Raw genomic sequence first — 22,393 nt, forward strand, 5'->3', positions numbered from 1 at the left:
TCGTGGTCGACGGTGGCGGTGCTGGCGCTGACGTGCGTCGTGTACGCCGCGTTCTGCGCGGCGGTGGTGCGGGCGTTTTTCCGCGCGCGCGTCAACCGCACGGCGGTATCGGGCGGCGGGCGCGTGGGCTGCCTGCTTCGGCGTGACCCTTGTCGGATCGCTTATGGCGCTCGATGCGCGGGGCGTCGATGCGGCCGCGACGTTCGCCGCCTGCGCGTGTCTCTTGTCGTTCCCGTCGTGCCTGCTGCTCGAGCGCCGCTGGCGCAACCGCGACATGGCCGCTGCCGTGGCTTATCTGCAGCTCCATCGGCCGGCTCCCCGACCTGCAACGCCGGCTGCCGCGCCGGGGTCGGAATGGGGCACCGGCCTCGACGCCACCTGCGCGCGCCTCGCGCGCTCCTACGACCTGACGCGCCGCGAGGAGGACGTGCTGCGCCTGCTCATGGAGGGCCGCACGTTCGCCGAGGCCGCCGACGAGTTGGTGGTGTCGCTCAACACGGTGAAGAGCCACGTGCGCCGCATCTACGCGAAGATGGGCGTCAACGGCAAAGCCGATTTGCTGGAAAAGGTGTCATCGGCCATCTAGCCCCAACTGGGGCGCGCGGGACGGCTGCGCTTGGTGTACCATACGTTGGACGAAACGGCGCGGCGACGGCGGGGAGGTGCGCGCATGGCGCAGAGGGAACTTGCGAGCTATCGGGACAAGCTCGCTCAGACGAACAGGGAGGCGAAGGCCACGGCGGCAGCGCTGGCCGTCATCGTGGCGGTGTGGCTCGTGGGCGGGTTCGGGCTCGCAGGCTTCGACGTCCAGCTGTTCGGCACGCCTTTGTGGATAATCGCGGGGTGCATGGGCACATGGGTCGCCGCGGTCATCGCCGCCGTCGTGCTGGCGCGGTTCGTGTTCGCCGACTTCCCGCTGGACGACGAGGAGGGCCTTGATGGGTAACCTCGCCGCGCTCGTCCCCGTCGCGCTGTTCCTCGCGTTCGCCGTAGGGCTCAGCGTGGTCGTGCGCCATCGCACGCAGAGCGCGTCGGACGGCGGCGGCTTCGTGAAGGAGTACTTCATCGGCAACCGCGGCCTGGGCGGCTTCGTGCTGGCCATGACCACCATCGCCACGTACGGGTCGGTGAGCTCGTTCGTGGGCGGTCCGGGCCAGGCGTGGAGCATCGGTTTCGGCTGGGTGTACATGGCCGTGGTGCAGGTGACGGCGCTCGTTCTGCTGTACGGCATCGTGGGCAAGAAGATGGCGCTCATCGCGCGCAAGCTCGATGCGATCACGGTGGCCGACGTCGTCCGGGCTCGCTACGGATCGAACGCGCTCGCGAACTTGTCGGCCGCCATCGTCGTCGTGTTCTTCGGCGCCACCATGATCGCGCAGTTCGTGGGCGGTGCGAAGCTGTTCGAGGCCGTGACCGGCTACTCCTACGTGTTCGGCCTCGTGCTCTTCGGCGTTGCCGTGATTCTGTTCACCACCATCGGCGGCTTCCGCGGCGTGGCGCTGACCGATGCGCTCTGCGGCATCGCCATGCTCGTGGGCATCGTGGTCCTGGCCGCGGGCATCCTGGACGCCGGCGGCGGCTACGAGGCTATCATGGGTTCGATCGCGCAGAACCACCCCGAGATGCTGGAGCCCACGTCCGGCGGCAACATGCCGCCGTCGCTGTACCTTACCCAGTGGCTGCTCGTGGGCGTGTTCACGTTCGTCCTGCCGCAGTCGGTGGTGCGCACGATGGGGTACAAGGACGTGAAATCGCTCCACCGCGCCATGATCGTGGGCACCGTCATCATCGGCGCCATGATGATCGGCGTCACGGCGCTCGGCGTGTTGGCCGCTGGCGTGCTCACCGAGGATCTGGCGGCCTACGGCGGCAGCGTGGACAACATCATCCCGCTGGCCATCTCGCGGACGCTGCCGCCGGTGCTGGCGGGCATAGCTATCATCGGGCCGGTGGCCGCCTCCATCTCAACCGTGTCCTCGCTGCTCATCTCGTCATCCTCGGCGCTGGTCAAGGACGTGTGGATGCATTACGCCGAAGCGCGCGGCCGCCGCATGGGGGAGCGTGCGCTGTCCGTGTCGAGCCAGGCGGTTACGCTGGGGCTGGGCGCGGTGGTGTTCGTGCTGGCCGTCGTGCCGCCCGACGTCATATGGAAGATCAACATGTTCGCCTTCGGCGGCCTTGAGACGGCGTTTTTCTGGGTGATGGTGTGCGGCCTGTTCTGGAAGCGGGCGAACCGGACGGGTGCGCTGTGGTCGATGGCGGGCGGTACGCTGGCGTATTGCGCAACGATGGCGCTCGGCTTCAAAGTGGCCGATCTGCATCAGATCGTCATAGGCATCGTCGTGGCTGGCGTGTGCATGGTCGCAGGCTCGCTGGCCGGCAAGCAGGCGCCGGCCAGCCGCATGGAGGTGTTCTTCCCTGATTGCGACAGCGGCGCGGAGGCTGCGAACGGGTCCTCGACTCGCCGCGCGGGCTAGCGCCGCCGGCCGTCGCGTTCGTCGGGGTGTTCGTCGCGACGTTGTCGCGCGTCCTCGAACATCTGCCTGACGTCGTCTTCGCTCAGTCCCATCCGCTCTGCCGCACGGCCCATCTCGTCCATGCGCCGACGGTACTCGCGCACAACGCGCTCGGCCATGCGACGCCGCCGCTCTTCGCGATGCTGCAGAGCCTGCGCCAGCAGCGGGTCGTCTCCGTCGGGACGGGCATCGGGCGCCAGCTCGCGACGCGCCATCTCCTGTGCGGCCAGGTCGAGCGCCTCGTCGATGGCGCGCTTGCGGGCCGAGCGACGTTGCAGCAGCGCCGCTTGCTCCTCCCAGGACTCACCGTCTCGGCCGCGCTCCTCGCGCCGTGCCGCCAGCCGCTCGAGCGCCTCCTTGCGTGCCAGCATGCGCTCCAGCTCCCAGTGCTCGCGCAGGATGTCGCCGATGTCGCGCGGGTTGCGGCTGATCTCCTTCACGGCCTCGATGGGCTTCGCGTCGGCCACGCGATAAGTGAGCATGCCCATCAGCGGCATGAGGAACACGGTGATGGCGCCGGCGGCCACCAGCACGCTGGCCGTCTCCTGCGACATGGCGTTTGCGCTCACGGCTACCGAGGTCACCGCCACGATGATGGGCAGCGCCGTGGTGCAGTACAGGGCGATGGTCAAGCGGTTGTGCGTGGAGATGCTGCGCGTGTCCTTGCCGGTGGCGAGTGCGACGAATATGGGCACGGTGCGGATGAGCAGGAGCAGCACGATGAACCCGACCAGCACCACAGGCTGCTGGAACACGGCCATGAGGTCGATCTTCGCGCCCGAGGCGACGAAGAACACGGGGATGAGGAAGCCGTACGCCACGCCGTCCAGCTTATGCTCCAGCGCGTGATCGCCCTCGGGAATGATGTAGCGCAGCACGAACCCGGCGGCGAACGCGCCCAGCACGATGTCGAGGTCGAACGCCGCGGAGAGCGCCACCAGCCCCACCAGCAGCAGCACGGTGACGCGCATCATGGTCTGGGAGGTGCCTTCCGCGTTCTCGGTGAGGAAGTTGAACAGCTTGTGCCCGGCCTTCTTCGCCTTCGCGGGAACGACGGCCGCCACCACGCACAAGGCGACGAACGCGAGCAGGATGAGCACGGTCTTCCATTCCGCGCGCGTGGACAAGAGCAGCGCCATGGCCAGCACCGGGCCCAGCTCGCCCCAGGTGCCGTATGCGAGGACGGATTCGCCCACCTGCGTTCCCATGAGTCCGCGCTCCTTCAGGATGGGCATGAGCGTGCCCAACGCCGTCGTGGTCAACGCGATGGCGATGGCAACCGACTCGAGCTCGTTGGAAAACAGGCCGCTGGCGAAATGCACGAAGAGGAACGCCAGGACGATGGATACGCACCAGGTTGCCAGCCCGCGCTTGCCCTGGCTCCCGGTGAGGCTCTTCGGATTGATCTCGTAGCCGGCTAGCAGGAACAAAAACGCCAGGCCGAGGTCGGACAGCAGCCCCACCGCGTCGGTGAGCACGATGGCGCCCGTCATGTTCGGCCCCAGCAACGCGCCGGCGATGAGCAGGAACACCGTCTCGGGAACCAGCTTGTTGGGGATGAGTTTGGCGACGATCGGGCAGGCTGCCGCGACGAGCGCGATGATGGCGAGCGAAACGAGGTCGACGGTCATAGGTTGCCTTTCGTGCATGTTTGGCATAGGTGCAGGTAAACGTTGCTATTGTACACCCTCGGCTCCGCGCTGATCGTGGTATGCTAACGGACACGCAAAGCGCATCGGTTCGCTCGTCCGTTGAAAGGAACGCCCATGATCGTGACCACTACCCCCTCCGTCGAAGGCTACCGCATCACCGGCTACTACGGCATCGTGTTCGGCGAGGTTATCACCGGCATCAACTTCCTGCGCGATTTCGGCGCGGGCATCCGCAACATCGTGGGCGGCCGCAGCGAGGGCTACGAGCAGGAGCTTCTGCAGGCCCGCAACGAGGCTCTGCAGGAGCTGGAGCAGCGTGCGGCCTCCATGGGCGCGCACGCCGTGGTGGGCGTGGACATGGATTACGAGGTGCTGGGTCAAGGCAACATGCTCATGGTGACCGCTTCCGGCACCGCCGTGACCCTCGAGCAGGCGTAAGGGGCCGACGCGATGGGCGCAGCGAGGCGAAACGCAGGGCACGCGGGGGGTGCGCGGGATGCGAAGCGCGCGCCCCGCCGCGCCCCCTCGGCGTTCAAGCGGGAGGCGTACTTTGCGCTCGAGGACGTGCGGCGCGGCAACGCCGTCGCGCGCATCGTGGGCATCGCGCTGTTCGCGCTCATCGTCGCGAACGCGATCCTCGTGTTCGCCGAGACGCAGCCCGGCATCCCGGCCGGGGTGTCGGCGGCGCTTCTGGCTTTCGGGCTGGCGTCCAGCGTGTGCTTCGGCTTGGAGTACGCCGCGCGCCTGTGGACTGCCGACCTCGTCCATCCCGATGCATCGCCCGCTCGCGCACGCATGCGCTACGCGCTGTCGCCGATGGGGATCATCGACCTGCTGGCCTTCGCGCCCGGTCTGCTCGTGCTGTTCGTGCCCGTGTCGTCCTCCATGCTGAACGCGGCTCGCATCATCCGCCTCGTGCGCCTTATCAAGCTGTCGCGCTACATGCGCGGTCTGCGCTCCATCGCGCGCGTGTTCCGAAAGCGCCGTCCGGAGATCGTGGCGGCATTCATGGTGCTCGCCCTGCTCACCGTAACGGCCAGCGTGCTCATGTACGAAATCGAGCATCCCGTGCAGCCCGAGAAGTTCGACAGCGTGTTCACGGGCATGTACTGGGCGATGACCACCATCACCACCACGGGCTACGGCGACCTCGTGCCCGTCACGGCCGCCGGGCGCCTCGTCGGCTTCTGCACGATGCTCCTGTCAATCGGCGTGGTGGCCATTCCGGCCGGCATCTTCTCAGCCGGGTTCGTGTCCGAGTTCCGGGCTCAGGATGCGCGCGACCGGCTCGATGCCGACGCGTTGCAAGGAGGCTTCGACGAGCGCGCTGCGGAAGGCGGACCGGCCGAAGGCGGGGAAGCGGACCGCGACGCCTAGGGAGCCTGCGTCCCCGTCAGGCCCTCTGGCGCTCCGCACCCGCGCGCCTGGTCCGTCCGCGTGCGATTTTTCGGCACGCGGCACCCGCGCGCGGCCAAGATGCTTCACGTGAAATATTTGCTCTCAAGCGCCCGATTGCTTCACGTGAAATAATCGGGCGCGTCGAAGCGGGGTGCAGGGTGGAGCCCGTGGTGGCATAGGCTCTGCGGGAGGTCGCCCGCGCCCCCGCTCGCGCCGCCTCCGCACGTCTCCGCATGGCAGAGATTGCACGCTATGCACGATTCGCCGCCATCGCCGTTTCTTCCGACCTGGGTTTTCTTCCTGCGCCTTTGACGACGGGCCCAAATAATCGTGCATAGCGTGCAATCTCTGCCATCCCGCTTGCCAGCCCGTCGTCAGGCCGATGCTGAAGCGAGCCCATTCGCGTCGGACGCGACGGCTTGCCCTCCCGCCCCGCGCGCCCCGCGCTCCGCCTGCCCGTCCCGCGCGCCTCGCGCTCCGCCCGCGAGTCCCGCCCCCGCATGCCGCGAAAGAGGGGCACCGGGATCGAGCCGCCCTTGGCGTACCACTAGAAACAGCGAAGGATCCGAGTGTTTCACGTGAAACATCTGTTCTCAAGCACCAGATTGTTTCACGTGAAACATTTGAGCGCATCAGGGTGCCTCGAGGCGAGGAGGGGTCGGAGCCGGATCGCGTCGCCCGCGCGGGCTCCGCCGGTTCTGCGCATCCGTGGTGCGGTGGGGGCGCGGGCGCGGTTCTACACGGGCGCGAGCGCGACGCGACGTCCTGCGGCTTCTACACGGGTGCGTGAGCGGCGCGACGCCCTGCGGCTTCGATGCGGGCGAGAGCGTGGCGCGACGTCCTGCGGCTTCGGCGCGGGCGCGCCGCTGTGCGCCGGACAACTGCGCGGGAAGAGGGCCACATGCGCAGGCCGTTCGTGCGAACGGGACGCCTTGCGATGCGGGTGCGCTGAGCCGGCCTTTACGCCTCCAGGTACGCCTGGAGCGCGGGCCAGCGACGGGCCGCTTCGGCGTAGCCCTGCTCGTAGAGCGCGAACAGCTTGTCGGCGTCGCGCTCCATGCTGCCCACGGTAACCGGCTCGGGAGGCCTGATGAGGAACAGCTTTCCGGCATCGTGCAGGCGAGGCAGCGCGCGGTACGTGCGGTTGTACTCGTAGTGGCGGTGCTGCAGGCGCTCGAGGTAGTGGGGGTACAGTCCATAGCGCTGGCGCAGGATGGCCATGAGCTTGTTCGGTCCTTTCACGTAGTCGGCCGCCTGCGTGAGCACCACGATGTGCTTGCGCGCGCCCGTCAGCATCGAGTACATAATGGGCACGCTGTCGCAGGTGCCGCCGTCCAGCAGCAGCTTGCCGTCGACGTCCACGATCTGGCTGACCAGCGGCATGGACGACGACGCGATGAGGTAGGGCAGGTCGGCCAGCGAGTCGGCGAAGGGGTGGTAGTCCGCCTCGCCGGTGACGAGGTCGCTGGAAACGGCGATCAGCTGCATGGGCGACTGGTCGAACCCGGCGTAGTCGAACGGCTCCAGGCGGTTGGGGATCTCGTCGAAGGCGAACTCGCGCCCGCAGGCGTTGCCGGTGCGCACGAAGCTCTTCATGGACAGATAACGCCAGTCGTCGCAGTACTTCGTGTTGAGGTAGCACGTGCGGCCGTCTTCGCCGGCCACGTAGTTGTAGCCGCACAGCGCACCCGCCGACACGCCGATGACGCGCTCGCAGAACAGCTTCTGATCCATGAAGAAGTCCAGCACGCCGGCCGTGAACTGGCCGCGCATGGCGCCGCCTTCCAGCACGAGGTTCACCGGGACGGTGCCGTGTCCGCGCCAAGCGGGCACGTGCGACGATGCGGGCGAGGAGGCGGGTGCTGCGGAGGCGTGCTCGGTCGTTTCGCTCATGCGGGTTCCTTTCTGTGCGTCGTCTCCGATTATATCTCAGCGCGCCCGCCCCTCGAGCATTCGCAGGCAAGACGTGCAACAAGGCCGCCGTCTGTGGAGCAACGATGGAGGAGACCGTCCTCGACGACCGTTCACCGGGCGAAAATGTCGGGAATGTCGAGATTCATGCTCCGAACCGTAACAATTTGATGCACAGTTGAGCAAACGCGTTTACAATACGATGCGAACAAGAATTGCCGCGGGTGAGAGATGCGCGCGGCCCCTACAAAGGAGGCTTTAACATGAGCGAGGTCGTTTCTTCTTCCGATTTCCAGTCCAAGGTGCTTGATGCGCAGGGTCCCGTTCTCGTGGACTTCTTCGCCACGTGGTGCGGTCCGTGCAAGATGCTCGCGCCCACGCTCGACGAGGTTGCCGCCGAGACGGCCGGCAAGGCAGCCGTCTACAAGCTCGACATCGACCAGAGCCCCGACATCGCGCAGAAGTACGGCGTCATGAGCGTGCCCACTCTCATGGTGTTCGAAAACGGCCAGGTGAAGAACCAGGCCGTGGGCGTGCAGCCCAAGCAGAACATCCTCTCGATGATCGGCTAGCTTCTTCCTCGGCCTGAGGCAGCGAAGCCCTCTCCGCTCGGAGGGGGCTTTTTTGCGCCCGCATGCCGGATGTCGCCCGGGCTTACCGGTCGTCTGCGGGATCGCGCGGCGTTTCCCCCACCACCCAGGCGCGATGGCAGTCCCAGCGTCCTGTTTCGTCCGATGCCGTCAGAAGGTAGTTTCCCACCACCGCCTGAGGCTCGATGCCTTGGCGGGAGGCTTCGGCGAACAGCGCGGCGGCGTTGCTGGCGTCGGCAGTGGGGGACACTTTGAGCAGGCACTCCCGGCAGGTCGTCTCGTCGTGCGCGCTCGATCGGCGCCAAAGCACGGCACCGTCCTGCGCGCCTGCGTCCACGGCCGACTCGTAAACCTCGTCAGGCTTGTCCGCAAAGACGACCACCCCGTAGCGCCAGGGCTCCTCCACGAGCAGCTTCCAGGGAGCCGCGGCATCGTAGTCGATGGCGCTCAGGCTGCCGATGGCCGGGGAGCCGGGCTGCATGCCCGCCCGTCGCAGCTCCTCGGCTTTCGCGTTGAGCGCGCGCTGGCGGGCGAGGCGCGCCTTCGTGGCTTCCAGCTCGGCGATGCGCTGCTCTACGCCGTCCTCGGTGCGCGCGAGGGCCTCGTCCAGGCTGCGCGCCGAAAGCGCTCGGTACCCCCGCAGCTCCTTGACCGGCACGCCCAGTTTGCGGTAGAACGCGATCTTGCTGGCCTCGATGAGATCATGCAGCGAATACTGGCGGTAGCCGTTCGCTTCGCCCCGTCCGGCTTGCACGAGGCCCTCGCTTTCCCAATAGCGCAGCGTGGAGGAGGCGACGCCCAGGTAGCGGGCTGCTTCTTTGATGTCGTAGAGGCGGGGCAAGGTCATGGGCGCGTTCCTTATCGATGGTCTGAAGATTCGGCGAATCCCGCACATTGCGGGCTTTACCTTAAAGCAGCTTTAAGGTTTAGAGTACCATGCGGAAAAAATCTCAGCAAATTGCATATCGGAGCGACATGACATGATTACCAGAGGCATGCTCAAAGAGTATTTGAAATACATCGTCCCCACGATGATCACGTTCACGTTGGGCGGCGTGTACAGCATCATCGACGGCGTGTTCGTGGGACACGCGGTAGGAGACGCGGGCCTGGCCGGCATCAACGTGGCCTTCCCGCTGGTGGCGTTCATCATGGCCGTGGGCACGGGCGTCGGCATGGGCGGCGGCGTGATCTCGTCCATCGCGCGCGGCGCCGGAAACGAGGCGAAGGCGCGGCGCGCCATGGGCACCACGCTCACGATGCTCGCGCTGTCCGCCGTGCCCATCATGGCGCTGCTGTTCACGCTGGCGACGCCCATTTGCGAGCTTTTAGGAGGCCAGGGCGAGACGCTGGCGCAGGCGGCGGCGTACACGGGCGTCATCGCCTGGGGCGTCCCGTTCCAGATCCTCGTGACCGGCTGCACGCCGCTTATCCGCAACCAGGGGAAAGTGGCCTACGCGATGGCCGTGCAGGTGTTCGCCGGCTTGATGAACGTGGCGCTTGACTACGTGTTCGTCATCTTGCTGGGCATGGGCACCGCCGGTGCGGCGGCGGCCACCGTGGTCTCGCAGGTTTCGGCGTTTCTGCTGGTGCTGGGCTTTTTCCTGAAGAGGGAGAACCGCATCGCCGTGGCCGACTTGCGTCCCGACCGGCATATCGCGCTGCATGCGCTGCGGTTGGGGCTGGCGCCGTTCGGGCTGACCCTTTTGCCCGAGGCCACGGTGGTGGCCATCAACGTGAACCTGTCGATGTACGGCGGCGAGCAGGCGCTGGCGGCCTACGCAGTGGTGTCGTACACCGCCTGCGTCATCCAGATGCTCATCCAGGGCGTGGGCGACGGCTCGCAGCCGCTCATCTCCAAGCACTACGGCGCGGGCGACGCCGACGGCGTGCGCCGCTTCCGCAACACGAACTACCTGATCACCATCAGCCTGGGCGTGTTGGGGTTGGCGGCCATGTACTTGCTGCGGAATCAGGTGCCGCTGCTGTTCGGGGCGTCCGACGAGACGGCGGGGCTCATCGCGTACGCGCTGCCCGTCTTCTCCACCGCGTACGTGTTCTACGGGTTCACCCATGCGTCCACTTCGTATTTCTACGCGGTGGACGACGCGAAGGCGTCGAGCGCCATCGTGTACGGCGAGGCGCTGCTGGTCGTTCTCATCGTGTTCGGCGCGGCGCGCCTGTTCGGGCTCGACGGCATCTGGCTGTCGGTGACCGCCGTGCAGATGGTGCTGTCCGTGGCGGCCGCCGCTCTGCTGCGCTACCGTCATCGCGCGCGTCGGCCCGATCGCGCGGCAGAGCCTGCGGCAAGCGAGGCCTGCTAGCGGGCGCCCTGTCATCCTGAGCGAGCGCAGGGAGGCCCCGCGCAGCGGGGACGCGAAGGATCCCGTGCGGCGCCAGCGGGGAATCTCACGGCTGGCGCCGCACGGGATCCCTCGGCTTCGCCGCTTCGCTCAGGATGACAAGGGGGCTGTCGCCCGCCGTCGCTTCGCTCAGGATGATGCGGAGTCGAGCTCTTTCTCGACGAGGGGCTTGAGGTAGCCGTAGCCTTCGGCGTCCATGCGCGCGTAGGGCACGAAGCGCAGCGCTGCGCTGTTGATGCAGTAGCGCAACCCGCCCGTCTCGGCCGGGCCGTCGGTGAACACGTGGCCGAGATGAGCATCGCCCGCACGGCTGCGGACCTCGGTTCGATAGGTGCCCAGCGTCCGGTCGAGGCGCTCGGTGACCACCTCGCGCGCGATGGGGCGCGAGAAGGCGGGCCAGCCGCATCCGGCATCGAACTTGTCGGACGAGGCGAACAGCGGCTCGCCGCTGGTCACGTCCACGTAGATGCCCGGTTCGAACGTGCGGTCGTAGGCGTTGCGGAAGGGCGGCTCGGTAGCGTTCATGCGCGTAACGCGGTACTGGTCGGCCGACAGCATGCGGCGCAGCTCGTCGTCGGAGGGGGCGGCGTAGCCCGCCTCGCGGATGAGCGCGTCCACGTCCGCATCTGCAAGGCCGTCTTCGTCGCGCGGCCCGTCTGCACGACGCGATACGGACGGCGTGGGGATGTCCTCGCGCTCGACCGCGCCCGCCGTCGCGGCGCCCTCGCCCAACGCGAGCGGTTCGCACAGCCCGTCCACCTGCACGCAGGCCCGACCTTCCTCGAGGCCCATGCGCTCGGCGAACGCGTCGGCGCTGCGGACGTCGATATGGCAGTAGCCGCCCGGGTTCTTCTCGAGGTAGTTCTGGTGGTACTCCTCGGCGGGGTAGAAGCCGTCGAGCGGCTCCACCTCGGTGACGATGGGGCTCGTATAGCGCGCCTGCTGGCGCAGCAGCGACGCCTCGATGGCGGTCAGGTCGGCCTCGTCGGTCCAATAGATGCCCGAGCGGTACTGGGTGCCGCGGTCGTTTCCCTGACAGTCGACCGACGTGGGGTCGATGGCCTCGAAGAAGGCGTCCAGCAGCACGTCGGTGGGCAGCACGCGCGGGTCGTAGGTTACGGCCACGGTTTCGGCGTGGCCCGTGTTCCAGCGACATACGTCGTAATAGCTGGGGTTCTCGGTGGAACCGTTCGCGTAGCCGACGACGGTTCCGCGAACGCCCGGCAGTCGTTTCAGATAGGCTTCGAGCCCCCAGAAGCATCCTCCGGCAAGATACAGGGTGCGTAGCTCGGCGGGGGTTTCGCTCCCTGCCGAATCCACGTTCGTCATGTTGCTCGCGTGATTCATGCCCGGTCCTTTCGATAGCGATCGCATTCATGGTAGTGCGGAGGGGGCGGACGCGGGGCGCATGCTGGAATCCGTCACGCATGCGTTGCCGGTCGCGCTCCGTTCCTGCCGTTTTAGCGCATATTGGTGCCAAGTTTGTGACATTTAGGCGACGTACCTTATACTTACACTCGGAAAACACGGATACCCGCGAAACCAGGAGGCATGCATGACCGAGGAAACCGCGAGCAACGAAACATCTGCCGCGTGCAAGGCGGCATCGACGAACGACGTCATCGACGTCGCCGTCATCGGAGCCGGTCCGGCCGGGCTCACGGCGGGGCTGTACGCCGCGCGCGCAGGCTTGAACGTGGTGCTGTTCGAGCGCATCTCGCCGGGCGGACAGCTTGCTCAGACCGAGCACATGGAGAACTACCCGGGCTTTCCCGAGGGAACGGGAGGCTTCGAACTGGCCTTCGCCATGAAGCAGCAGGCCGATCGTTTCGGCGCGAGCAACGTCGGCGAAGAGGTGGTGTCGGTCGACTTCACCCAGAACCCGAAGGTTCTGACCACCGCGTTCAACGAGTACCGCGCCAAGAGCGTGATCATCGCCACGGGCGCGCGCCCGCGCAAGCTGGGACTCGAGCTGGAGGAGGACCTGCAAGGGCGCGGCGTGTCGTACTGCGCCACGTGCGACGGCAACTTCTTCCGCGACAAGGAGGTCATGGTGGTGGGCGGCGGCAACACGGCCGCGGGCGACGCCATCTACCTGTCGCGCATCTGCAAGAAGGTGTATCTCGTGCACCGGCGCGACAAGCTGCGCGCCACGGCCATCTACCACAAGCGCCTGGAGGACCTGCCGAACCTCGAGTTCGTGTGGAACGCCGTGCCTCGCAAGCTCGTGGCCGACGAGGGCAAGCTGGCCGGCGTGCGCCTCGAGATGCTCGAAACGGGCGAGGAGCGCGACATCGCGGTGGACGGCCTGTTCGTGGCCGTGGGCACCGAGCCCAACACCGAGTTTCTGGGCGGCGCGCTGCAGTGCGACGAAACGGGATACATCGTGGCCGATGAGTCGTGCGCGACCGAGGTGCCCGGCGTGTTCGCCGCGGGCGACGTGCGAACGAAGTTCCTGCACCAGGTGGTGACCGCCGTGTCCGACGGCGCCGTCTGCGCCGAAGAGGCCGCAGAGTATCTGGCGATCTAGGATAAGATGCGGATCGACGGTCGATCTGCTATCATAAGCCAGTTACAGCATAGGCGCCCGCTCCGCATGCTTGGAGCGGGCGTTCTTGGCGCGCGGGGCGCGCGAGCACGGGAACCACGTCGAAAAGGACAGCACCCATCATGCAGGATAACGATATGCGCGAGAAGCTGACGAAGATCATCGAAGCCTACGAGGATGTGCAGGCGAAGATGGGCGATCCGGCAGTCCTCGCAGACCAGAAAGAATACAACCGCCTGGCCAAGGAGTACGCCAACCAGGGTCCTTTGGCGAAGAAGGCGCGCGAGTACGTGCAGGCGGCCGACGATCTGGCCGAAGCCAGGGAGATGCTGGCCGATCCGGACATGAAGGAATTCGCGTTGGAGGAAATCGCCGGCATCGAGGCGAAGCTGCCGGCGCTCGAAGAGGATATCAAGTTCATGCTGATCCCGGCCGACCCGGCCGACGACAAGGACATCATCGTAGAGATCCGCGCAGCTGCCGGCGGCGACGAGGCGGCCATCTTCGCGGGCGAGCTGTACAAGATGTACGAGCGGTTCGCGAGCGCGCAAGGCTGGAAGACCGAGACGATGGACATGTCGGCCTCCGAAGCCGGCGGCTTCAAGGAGATCCAGTTCAAGGTCAAAGGCGACCACGTGTACTCGGTCATGAAGTTCGAGAGCGGCGTGCACCGCGTGCAACGCGTTCCGAAGACCGAGAGCCAGGGCCGCATCCACACCTCCACGGCCACCGTGGCCGTGCTGCCCGAGGCCGACGAGGTGGAGGTCGAGATCAACGAGAACGATCTGCGCATCGACGTGTACCGCGCCGGCGGCCCGGGCGGCCAGTGCGTGAACACCACCGACTCGGCCGTGCGCATCACGCACCTGCCTTCGGGCCTCGTGGTGCAGTCGCAGGATCAGAAGTCGCAGCTGCAGAACAAGATCGCGGCCATGGCCGTGCTGCGCGCCCGTCTGTACGAGAAGATGCTGGCCGAGCAGCAGGCCGCCGAGGGCGCGAAGCGCCTCGCGCAGATCGGATCGGGCGACCGCTCCGAGAAGATCCGCACGTACAACGGCCCGCAGGATCGCGTGACCGACCACCGCATCGGCTTCAACGGCACGTACAACGGCGTGCTTCTGGGCGACGGCTTGGGAGACGTGATCACCGCTCTGCAGGCCGCCGACCGCGCGCAGAAGCTGGAAGCCGCGGTCTAGATTGAACGACATCTGGACCATTCAGGCCGCCCTTGATTGGACGGTGGGCTACCTCGAGCGCAAGGGCGACGAGAACCCACGGCTGTCCGCGCAGTGGCTGCTGTCCGAGGCGACCGGCCTTTCCCGCATCGAGCTGTACGCGAATTTCGAGCAGCCGCTGTCGATGGGGGAGCGCGATGTGCTGCGCGCCTACGTCACGCGCCGCGGCAAGGGCGAGCCTCTGCAGTACATCACGGGCGAGGTCGGTTTTCGCCATATCACGGTGAAGGTTCGTCCCGGCGTGCTGATCCCGCGCCCCGAGACCGAGGTGCTGGTCAGTGAGGCCTTGGCGCTGCTGCCGGCGGCGCCGAAGCGGGTGGCGCAGCATGCATGGTCGGAAGACGACCTTCCCCCTGCCACTTGGCCGGAAGGCGAAGCCGGGGAGCAACGCCCCGAGCGAACGGCCGACCAGGGCGTCGCCGAGGATGGATCGACGCCGGGCGTCGCCCCGGGTGAACCCGTTCCCGAGCCCGCCCCGCTCCTCGTGGCCGACCTCTGCACCGGCTCCGGCTGCATCGCCTGCTCCGTCGCCTACGAGCATCCGCTTGCGCGCGTGATGGCCACCGACATCGCGCCCGAGGCCGTCGCGCTCGCTCGCGACAACGTATCCGCCCTCGATCTGGGCGATCGCGTCGAGGTGCTGTCGTGCGATCTGGGCGAGGGCGTCGATCCTGCGCTCATGGGCGCATTCGACCTGGTCGTGTCCAATCCGCCGTACGTGCCCACGGCCGTCATGGACGATATCCCCCGCGAGGTGGCCGAATTCGAGCCTGCGCTCGCGCTCGACGGCGGCGCCGACGGGCTCGACGTGCTGCGCCGCCTGCTTCCCTGGTGCCGCCGCGCCCTCAAGGAGGGCGGCGGCTTCGCCTTCGAGCTGCACGAGACCTGCCTGGGCGAGGCCGCCCGCCTCGCCGAAGAGGCCGGCTTCTCCGATGTTCGCGTCACGGCCGATCTCGCCGGGCGCCCCCGCGTCCTCACCGCCCGAAAGCGCGCCGTGTAGGACGGATCTTCAGGGCGGCGCGGTTTCCGTGCGAGCCCCGGCGCTTCCGGCAGGACGCGGCGTCCCGCGCGGGCGGGACAGGCTTATGCGCTGCCGGTTGCACGGTTTCGCCCTCGGATGTGCGGCAAAAACGAGGTTTTGGCAGTCATCGGCCGGTTCCCAGCTCCTTCTTCGAAGGATGCCGAAGCGAAACCCCAGGTCGCGGTTCGCGAGTTCTGCAAAACGCGGTGCCCGGGCGGGTCGTCGGTGCCAAAACCTCGATTTTGCTGCACGTGACCCCAGCGAAACGGTGCGCGAGGCCCGCCAGCGCCGCCTCCGCGCAAGATCGGCGCTCGTGGAACCCGCCGAGCCTGCCGAACCAGCGCCGAACCCGCCGAGATCGCTGCTGCGAGCGTCCGTCCCGGACGCTCGCGCGTGGACGGCTATAATAGGACGGAACCTACGAACGGAGGGCTTCCATGCTTGAACGCAACATCCTCGACGACAACCTGACGCTTTCGGCCTACGTGCTGCGCCAGCGGCTGGAAGGCCGCGAACCGACGATCGGCCTCGTGCTGGGCTCGGGCCTGAATCCGCTGGCGAACGAGATCGCCGATGCGGCGAGCATCCCCTACGCGGAGGTGCCGCGCATGAAGACGAGTACGGCCGAAAGCCATGTGGGCCGCTTCGTCTGCGGCACGCTGGGCGGCAAGTGCGTGCTGGCCATGCAGGGTCGTCTGCACGCCTACGAGGGGAACAGCGCCCAGGAGGTGGCCTACCCGGTGTGGCTCATGGAGCGCCTGGGCGTGCGCACGCTTATCACCACGAACGCGGCCGGCGCGCTCAACCCGAACTACGAGGTGGGCGATTTCTGTATCATGGCCGATCAGATCAATTTCACGGGGCGCAATCCCATCGCCGCGCCCGACCCGGCGAACTTGTCGGACCGCTTCTTCTCCATGCTGGACGCGTTCGACCCCGAGCTGCGCGCCATCGCCCACGACGTGGCGGCCGAGCGCGGCGTGCGGGTGCGAGAGGGCGTGTACCTGGGCGCGCTCGGACCCAGCTTCGAGACGCCGGCCGAGATCCGCATGTTCCGTTCGTGGGGCGCCGATACGGTGGCGATGAGCGTGTGCGAGGAAGTCATCGCCGCGCGGCACGTGGGGATGCGCGTGCTGGGCATCTCGCTGGTGTCGAACATGGGCTGCGGCATCGAGGGCGCAAGCCCCACGGGGCTCGAGGTGCTGGACGTGGCGAAGACGCGCGAGGGCGATTTCTCGCGCCTGATCACGGGCATCGTCGAGCAGCTGTAGTAGGAGAGGGGGAGCCGCTGCGAAGGAAGCGGCTGTGAAGGGAGCGCCGGCGCGAGCGGCTGCGCAAGCGCCGGCGCTCCGTACTGGCGCCTTACGCCTCCAGCAGTAGATCCCCTTCGGCGATGAGGCCGGCCTTGCGCATGAGCGCGCCCACGGCCCAGGCGATGAGCGCGGGCAGCACGAAGCAGACCAGCACGAGGCCGACCCAGTCGAACGCGCCGGGCGCGGCCGCCCCGGCCTCCATGCCCGATATCCAGCCGGTGTACACGCCGATGGGCCCCACGAGCCCGCACGTTCCCATGCCCGATGCCACGGCGGGTCCGTTCTGGCTCAGCTGGAACACGCACGTGGCCACCGGCCCGGTGACGGCCGAGGCGACGATGGCCGGCACCCAGATCAGCGGCTTCTTCACGATGTTTCCCATCTGCAGCATGGAGGTTCCCAGACCCTGCGACAGCAGGCCGCCCCAGCGATTCTCGCGGAAGCTCAGCACGGCGAAGCCCACCATCTGGGCGCAGCACCCTGCCAGCGCCGCGCCGCCCGCGAGCCCCGTCAGCCCGAGAGCGGCGCAGATGGCCGCCGACGAGATGGGCAGCGTCAGCGCGATGCCGATGACAACCGACACGATGACGCCCATGAAGAAGGGCTGCAGCTCGGTGGCCCACATGATGAACCCGCCCACCGACGAGGCCAGCGCGCCGATCCACGGCGCTGCGACCAGCGCCAGGCCGCAGCCTCCTAGGATGGTGACGGCGGGCGTGACGATGATGTCCACCTTCGTCTCCTTGGACACGGCCTTGCCCAGCTCGGAGGCGACCACGGCGATGACCAGCACGGCCAAGGGACCGCCCGCGCCGCCTGCGTCGTTGGCGGCGAAGCCCACGGCGGCCAGCGAGAACAGCACGAGCGGCGGGGTGTGCAGCGCGTATCCGATGGCGATGGCCATGGCCGGCCCCGCCACGCTTTTGGCGAACGTGCCGATTTGGTTGAAGAACGCCAAGCCCGAAAGATCGCCCACGGTGCTCAGGATGGTGCCGATGAGAAGCGAAGCGAACAGGCCCTGCGCCATGGCCGACAACGCGTCGATGGCGTAGCGTTGGAAAGTGACCTCGATATCCTTGCGCTCCAGAAATGCTGCGACAGTTGATGCCATGATGCCCCGTCCCCCTTGGTTCGACCTGCATGTTCGTATGAGGAACCATAGTAGGCGAAACGGGCGGCGCGGGGAACCGTTGATTCCCGATCGGCGGCAATTCCGCCTGCGCGCGGCGCGTTTTGAAAGGAAAAACCCGAGCAGGGGCCGTGCCATTCGGGACGCCCTTTTGAGCGTTTGGGGATGCGGGACGCGAGGGGCGCGCATTCGGGTACAATCGGAGACCGACTGAGACACCGAGAAGAGATGCGGGAAGCGAACCCTATGAACCAACGACTTGCATTGCACGTGCTGGCCAGCGGAAGCCGCGGCAACGCGGCCGTAGTCGAGGATACCGCCACGGGCAAGGGCGTGCTCGTGGATTGCGGCATCTGCAAGCGCGATTTCTTCGCGCGTTGCGACGAGGCCGGGTTCGATCCGGCGAACCTCGAGGCCGTCCTCATCACGCACGACCATACCGACCATACGAAGGGCCTCGGCGTGGTGCTGCGCGGCCTGGCGAAGCTGGGCATCGAGCCCGCGGTGTTCGCCGACGACGCCGTGCGCGCGGCCAGCAAGGAGATCATCGTGCTGGAGGGCGCATGCGACCTACGTGCGTTCTCCTCGGGCGACGCGCTGTCGCTGGCGGGCATGCAGGTGCACGCCTTCCGCACGTCGCACGACGCGGCATCGTCGTGCGGGTTCCGGGTCGAGGCCGACGGAGACGCGGTGGGGTTCATGACCGACACGGGCATCGTCACCGGCGAGGCCGACGAGGCGTTGCGCGATGTGCGCATCCTCGCACTGGAGAGCAACCACGATGTGCAGATGCTCAAAGACGGGCCCTACCCGTATCCGGTGAAGCGGCGCGTGGGCTCGGATACGGGCCACTTGTCGAACGTGCAGGCCGCAGACGAGCTGGAGGCGCTGTTGAGCGACGCGCTCGAGCAGGTGGTGGCCATGCATATCTCGCAGAACAACAACACGTACCGTCTGCCCGGCGAGGCGCTGACCGCTGTGGTTCGGCGCGCCGGGCATCCGGCAACGGTGCAGGTCGCGTACCAGACCATGCTGATGAGCGCGCGCTGAGGCGCGCTCCGCTCAGGATGACAGGAGGGCCGGATCCTGAGCCAGCGCTACATGATCCGCTGCATGCGGGCGATCTGCGCGAAATAGACGATCGAGGCTACGACCTCGACGGCGATGATCGTGAGCACGCCGGCCGTGCTGATCTGCTCGAAGGCGTACGGCGCGAGCGCCGCCAAAGGCGCGAGCACGGAGAACGCCTCGAAGGCGCGCAGTCCCGCTTTCCCGTTGATGGCCGCATTGCGCTCGTCGCCCTGCTCGATGATCTGCTGCGGCGTGGGCTTGTGGGCCAGCGCGAAGGCGCCGCAAACGAGCAGCGCGGCCGCGCATCCGGCGAAGCCCCACACGCCCTTCGCGGCGATGGGCAGGACCGAGGAGATCCCGCCGAGGTCGAGAGCCAGCGCGACGGCGACGATCGCGCTGGCGATTCCGATGGACAGCGTGAGGACAGCGGACTTCCTATTCATGGTCTTCCTCCTGGTAGATGAACACGTCTTCAATCTGCAAGCCGAAGCGGCGGGCTATTTTGAACGCGAGCAGGATGGAAGGGTTGTAGCGCCCCTTCTCGAGCGAGCTGATGGTCTGGCGCGACACGCCCAGCTCCAACGCGAGATCCTCTTGCTTGATGCCGCGCGCCTTGCGGATCTCCTCCAACCGGTTCTCCATGGCGCTCCTCTCCGATGCGAATATGTAAAGCTAGCTTTCCATCAAGTATAGACCCCTGCGCCAGCAATGTAAAGCATGCTTTCCATAAAAGAAAAGCGCGCCCATCGGGCGCGCTGAATGGCGGGGAGAGCGGCGGACTTTACGCGGCCGCCGTGTAGGACCAGAGGCCGGTGGCTTGCGAGATGATCTCGTCGAACGTCCAATGGCGGCTTGTCCGATCGCGGCTGAGCGGATCGACCACCGCCAGTTCGCCGTGCTCGTCGATGCCGGTGACCACGATGTAGGTGTCCGACGATCCGAACGAGCCTGCTTTCATGGAGGCGATGATGGGACGGTCTCCCACGAGCTCGCGTCGCATGGCCAACTCGTTCGCATCGATCTCTCGCGATGCGAGCCCTAGTTGGGCTGCGCCGTCGGTCAGGAGCCCGGTGGCTTCAACGGTGTCGGCATAGCCGCTGCTCTGCGAGAGGGAGGCCACTTCGACGGGCCCCATGCTGGCGTCCCCGGTGGCTTCGATGCGCACCATGGCCAGGCACAGCGGGGCGGCGCCCGCATCGCCGACGGTCCTCGATCCGTAGGGGCGATCGGCCCATTGCGGGTCGTCCTGATACAGGGTGGGCACGACGCCTTGTTCCCATGACGATCGAGGGGTGCTGAAGCCGTCTTCGGCGGTGGCGGCGTCGGCCGATCCTATGAGGGGAAAGGCTCCGTCGTCGATCGCGGCGGACAGGGCGTGCGCGGCGAAGATTCCGAGAAACGCAGACAGGACGGCGACGAGCACCATGGCGAACACCGCTTTGAGCATGCGCTGCGGCTCGACGCTTCGGCTTGCTTGGCTGGCGGCGGTGGTTGAGCTTGCGCATACGGGGCGCACCGTCTCGGAGGGAGCGTAGGTCCTGATGCAGGTGGAACGTTTCGGCGCGGATGCGTAGCGGATGCCGTGCGTGCGGTTCGGGAGGCTGCGGCGTTCCGTCGCGTACGGGTCGGAGCGGTAATCGGAGCTGGCGCTTTGGGAAACGAAATAGAGTAAGCCTCGATACGGCATGAACGCCTCCTTTCGGATAGAGGGGTGAAGATAGGTCGAACCGCTCCTCGCGCTCGGCGGGAAGCGGTTCTCGGGTTCGTTCGCGTGAGGCGAGTCTAGTCGCCGTATGGGGTTTCTCGTGCGAGCTGGGACGATCGTTTCCCCTCTATGGGCGATCGGTCAGCAATCCGACAAGTTATCGGCTGGGATGCAAAGGTATTCGAAATGATGGAGGTGCGCCGGGGAGGACGAGTTTCCGGCTTCGGTTACTCGATCACCCAGGTTCCGAGGAGGGCGAAGTGGTCCGAGCCCTGCACGTTGACGGTCTCGAGATCGCCGACGGACATACCGCTGTTCTTCGAGTACACGATGTGGTCGATCTCGATCATGGGCGGCACGGGAACCATGGCATAGTGGGGTTCCGACGGATACGTCATGTGGAAGCCTTCGCCCGCTTGCTCGGAGGCGTCCACCAGCGTGTCTCCCAGCATCTTGCGGTAGCGGGAGTGATCCCAGGTGGAGTTGAAGTCTCCCATGATCAGGTATTCATCGCTGTATCGGCGCAAGGTTCCCAAGTTGGTGAGGCTCTCGTTCCAGAAGCCGAGCGTGCCCGTCTTGGGCGATGTGGGATGCGCGCTGACGAGGCGCACCTCGTGGGATCCGGCGGTTATCGTGCAGGCCGGCACGGCAGATCCGGTGAGGGGCAAGATGCTTTCCGAAGCGTTGCGCATGGGCGCGAGCGTGTAGATGACGTTGACGCCGCCGTTGTCGCCCGCTCCTGCCAAGCCGATGACGCGCGAGGGCAAAAGCTCGTCCAGTCCGGCGGCGGAAAGCCGTTCGATCAGCGAGCCGCTGACCTCTTGCATGGCGAGTACTTCCACGTGCTGGTCGCGGACGATCGAGACGATCTGCTCGGCATCGGCGTTTCCGTTCTTCGTGTTGAGCGTCATCACGCGCATGACGGTGTCTCGCGGGGTGGTCTGCTCCGGGACGGCTTCGACCGCCTCCTCGGCGATGCGGGGCGCGGGCAAGAAGAAGCCGACATGCCACACGATCTGGCAGACAAGGCAGAGAACGGTGACGGCGGAAAGTACTTTCCGCCTGGTCAACGCTGCGATTATGAGAACGAGGACGCTGAGAAGGGCCAGCCACGGGATGAATGCTGCCGCCTCCGGGATGAGCCTGCCGTTGCTCAGGGCTGAAGGTGCGAAGCGTGCGGCCATGATGACGACAACGCATGCCGTGACCGCCCATAGCAGCGTCGATATCGCTATGCGGACGGGGGAGCGTCGGGGCCGCTGCGTCGAGGTCGTTTTGCTATGCGCCGGTGCCGGGTTCATAATCGCTCCTGCTTTGTTTTCGGATATTTGCAGATACCAATTTATCATCCGAATCGTCATCGTGTGACGGAAAATCGCCGCTCATCTTTCAAATGGCCATGAACGCCCGTTTCGGGCGCACGAACGCCTTTTCCGTCTGAGCGAGATGCGTCGGAAAGACGAGCGGCTGGCCGCATGCCTTGCAAAGCGACATCGAGACCTCGCGGCGTCCGTCAAGATTGAGATGATGGAGAAGCTTATAAATTATGGAGAACTCGGGGGGGGGGGGGGCTGTTCACTGTTGCACTTCCGGCGCTCTGCCGTTATCATCTTGTAAAACAACGCTGCGCGCCGAACGGGTTTTTGTTACATGTTACCGGTCTTTTGTGTCGAGGCGTCTTGCAATGACGTGAGCCTATGGTTAAATAGAGCGCGCTTTACAAACGAGTAACGGTTAGGGTACAAGTTTATGGGCTTTCCGGCTTCAACATATCGCTTCATCGATGAGCATGCAAGCTCGTCGACGGAGCAGTGCGCCCTGGCTCGCCCTGCTTCTGCAATCTGCGATGACATGCTGACCCAAAAACCGTCCGGGGGGGGGCAGTCTGAGAAAGACTGTCGCGAGCCGCATCGAATAGGCGGCGTCGCTCGCGCCGCGTCC

21 protein-coding genes are annotated in these 22,393 nt (G+C 66.5%); 12 read left to right on the forward strand and 9 right to left on the reverse strand.

Annotated features, from left to right (window positions below):
- Window positions 1-163 precede the first annotated feature (163 nt).
- The 3 genes from HMPREF1023_RS00890 (at window position 164) to panF (ending at window position 2,477) form a co-directional block, all read left to right on the forward strand.
- Entirely contained in the window at window positions 164-586 is a 423-nt protein-coding gene (locus HMPREF1023_RS00890; RefSeq protein WP_232228673.1) for a response regulator transcription factor, read from the forward strand.
- A gap of 84 nt (window positions 587-670) precedes the next feature.
- On the forward strand, window positions 671-946 hold the full coding sequence (locus HMPREF1023_RS00895) for a YhdT family protein (protein ID WP_009304236.1): 276 nt from the start codon (window positions 671-673) through the stop codon (window positions 944-946).
- On the forward strand, window positions 939-2,477 hold the full coding sequence (panF, locus tag HMPREF1023_RS00900) for a sodium/pantothenate symporter (protein ID WP_009304238.1): 1,539 nt from the start codon (window positions 939-941) through the stop codon (window positions 2,475-2,477). Before HMPREF1023_RS00895 ends, panF begins: the two co-directional genes overlap by 8 nt.
- Here the strand turns inward: panF and HMPREF1023_RS00905 are convergent.
- Window positions 2,474-4,147 carry a cation:proton antiporter gene (locus tag HMPREF1023_RS00905; protein WP_009304240.1) on the reverse strand — a complete coding sequence of 558 codons (1,674 nt, stop codon included), beginning with the start codon at window positions 4,145-4,147 and terminating at the stop codon, window positions 2,474-2,476. The genes panF and HMPREF1023_RS00905 overlap by 4 nt on opposite strands.
- A 135-nt stretch (window positions 4,148-4,282) precedes the next feature.
- Here HMPREF1023_RS00905 and HMPREF1023_RS00910 point away from each other — a divergent pair, with 135 nt between their 5' ends.
- Window positions 4,283-4,606: a putative heavy metal-binding protein gene (locus HMPREF1023_RS00910; protein ID WP_009304242.1), complete on the forward strand. Its 324-nt coding sequence runs from the start codon at window positions 4,283-4,285 to the stop codon at window positions 4,604-4,606.
- Window positions 4,607-4,618: 12 nt separating this feature from the next.
- Window positions 4,619-5,545, forward strand: coding sequence for an ion transporter (locus HMPREF1023_RS00915; protein ID WP_009304244.1), 927 nt, complete (start codon window positions 4,619-4,621; stop codon window positions 5,543-5,545).
- A gap of 981 nt (window positions 5,546-6,526) precedes the next feature.
- Here HMPREF1023_RS00915 and HMPREF1023_RS00920 read toward each other — a convergent pair.
- Window positions 6,527-7,459, reverse strand: a complete 933-nt coding sequence (locus tag HMPREF1023_RS00920) for a patatin family protein (protein WP_009304245.1) — start codon at window positions 7,457-7,459, stop codon at window positions 6,527-6,529.
- A gap of 281 nt (window positions 7,460-7,740) precedes the next feature.
- On the opposite strand from HMPREF1023_RS00920, the gene trxA reads away from it, so the two are divergent.
- Window positions 7,741-8,049 (forward strand): thioredoxin, encoded by a 309-nt coding sequence (gene trxA / locus HMPREF1023_RS00925; protein ID WP_009304247.1) that lies wholly within the window; start codon window positions 7,741-7,743, stop codon window positions 8,047-8,049.
- A gap of 82 nt (window positions 8,050-8,131) precedes the next feature.
- Here the strand turns inward: trxA and HMPREF1023_RS00930 are convergent, their stop codons facing one another.
- Entirely contained in the window at window positions 8,132-8,914 is a 783-nt protein-coding gene (locus tag HMPREF1023_RS00930; RefSeq protein ID WP_009304248.1) for a MerR family transcriptional regulator, read from the reverse strand.
- Between the two features lie 133 nt (window positions 8,915-9,047).
- On the opposite strand from HMPREF1023_RS00930, the gene HMPREF1023_RS00935 reads away from it, so the two are divergent.
- Window positions 9,048-10,391, forward strand: a complete 1,344-nt coding sequence (locus HMPREF1023_RS00935; protein WP_009304249.1) for an MATE family efflux transporter — start codon at window positions 9,048-9,050, stop codon at window positions 10,389-10,391.
- Window positions 10,392-10,559: 168 nt separating this feature from the next.
- Here HMPREF1023_RS00935 and msrA read toward each other — a convergent pair whose 3' ends face one another.
- A complete protein-coding gene (gene msrA / locus HMPREF1023_RS00940) occupies window positions 10,560-11,777 on the reverse strand; it encodes a peptide-methionine (S)-S-oxide reductase MsrA (RefSeq protein ID WP_009304250.1) in 1,218 nt (405 codons plus the stop codon).
- Window positions 11,778-11,985: 208 nt separating this feature from the next.
- Between msrA and trxB the strand changes: the two genes are divergently transcribed.
- From trxB to HMPREF1023_RS00960, 4 genes are all read left to right on the forward strand, one after another.
- The gene (gene trxB, locus HMPREF1023_RS00945; RefSeq protein ID WP_009304251.1) at window positions 11,986-12,960 is read left to right on the forward strand and encodes a thioredoxin-disulfide reductase; all 975 of its coding nucleotides are present in this window, start codon (window positions 11,986-11,988) and stop codon (window positions 12,958-12,960) included.
- Between the two features lie 140 nt (window positions 12,961-13,100).
- Window positions 13,101-14,174, forward strand: coding sequence for a peptide chain release factor 1 (gene prfA / locus HMPREF1023_RS00950; RefSeq protein WP_009304252.1), 1,074 nt, complete (start codon window positions 13,101-13,103; stop codon window positions 14,172-14,174).
- 1 nt (window position 14,175) lies between these two features.
- Window positions 14,176-15,213, forward strand: a complete 1,038-nt coding sequence (locus HMPREF1023_RS00955) for a HemK/PrmC family methyltransferase (RefSeq protein WP_009608264.1) — start codon at window positions 14,176-14,178, stop codon at window positions 15,211-15,213.
- A gap of 458 nt (window positions 15,214-15,671) precedes the next feature.
- Window positions 15,672-16,505 carry a purine-nucleoside phosphorylase gene (locus tag HMPREF1023_RS00960; protein ID WP_009304254.1) on the forward strand — a complete coding sequence of 278 codons (834 nt, stop codon included), beginning with the start codon at window positions 15,672-15,674 and terminating at the stop codon, window positions 16,503-16,505.
- Window positions 16,506-16,596: 91 nt separating this feature from the next.
- On the opposite strand, the gene HMPREF1023_RS00965 is transcribed toward HMPREF1023_RS00960, so the two are convergent.
- The gene (locus HMPREF1023_RS00965; RefSeq protein ID WP_009304255.1) at window positions 16,597-17,658 is read right to left on the reverse strand and encodes a PTS transporter subunit IIC; all 1,062 of its coding nucleotides are present in this window, start codon (window positions 17,656-17,658) and stop codon (window positions 16,597-16,599) included.
- A gap of 264 nt (window positions 17,659-17,922) precedes the next feature.
- Here HMPREF1023_RS00965 and HMPREF1023_RS00970 point away from each other — a divergent pair, with 264 nt between their 5' ends.
- Entirely contained in the window at window positions 17,923-18,726 is an 804-nt protein-coding gene (locus HMPREF1023_RS00970) for an MBL fold metallo-hydrolase (protein WP_009304256.1), read from the forward strand.
- 47 nt (window positions 18,727-18,773) lie between these two features.
- On the opposite strand, the gene HMPREF1023_RS00975 is transcribed toward HMPREF1023_RS00970, so the two are convergent.
- The 4 genes from HMPREF1023_RS00975 to HMPREF1023_RS00990 all read right to left on the reverse strand — a co-directional run bounded on the left by HMPREF1023_RS00975 (window position 18,774) and on the right by HMPREF1023_RS00990 (window position 21,753).
- Window positions 18,774-19,190 (reverse strand): hypothetical protein, encoded by a 417-nt coding sequence (locus HMPREF1023_RS00975; RefSeq protein ID WP_009304257.1) that lies wholly within the window; start codon window positions 19,188-19,190, stop codon window positions 18,774-18,776.
- Window positions 19,183-19,389, reverse strand: a complete 207-nt coding sequence (locus tag HMPREF1023_RS00980; protein ID WP_009304258.1) for a helix-turn-helix transcriptional regulator — start codon at window positions 19,387-19,389, stop codon at window positions 19,183-19,185. The genes HMPREF1023_RS00975 and HMPREF1023_RS00980 overlap by 8 nt, the downstream gene beginning before the upstream one ends.
- Before the next feature lie 139 nt (window positions 19,390-19,528).
- Entirely contained in the window at window positions 19,529-20,434 is a 906-nt protein-coding gene (locus HMPREF1023_RS00985) for a papain-like cysteine protease family protein (RefSeq protein ID WP_009304259.1), read from the reverse strand.
- A gap of 245 nt (window positions 20,435-20,679) precedes the next feature.
- Window positions 20,680-21,753, reverse strand: a complete 1,074-nt coding sequence (locus HMPREF1023_RS00990) for an endonuclease/exonuclease/phosphatase family protein (protein ID WP_015760828.1) — start codon at window positions 21,751-21,753, stop codon at window positions 20,680-20,682.
- Between the last annotated feature and the right edge of the window lie 640 nt (window positions 21,754-22,393).

Origin of the sequence: Eggerthella sp. 1_3_56FAA, assembly GCF_000185625.1 — a bacterium.
GTDB lineage: Bacteria > Actinomycetota > Coriobacteriia > Coriobacteriales > Eggerthellaceae > Eggerthella > Eggerthella lenta.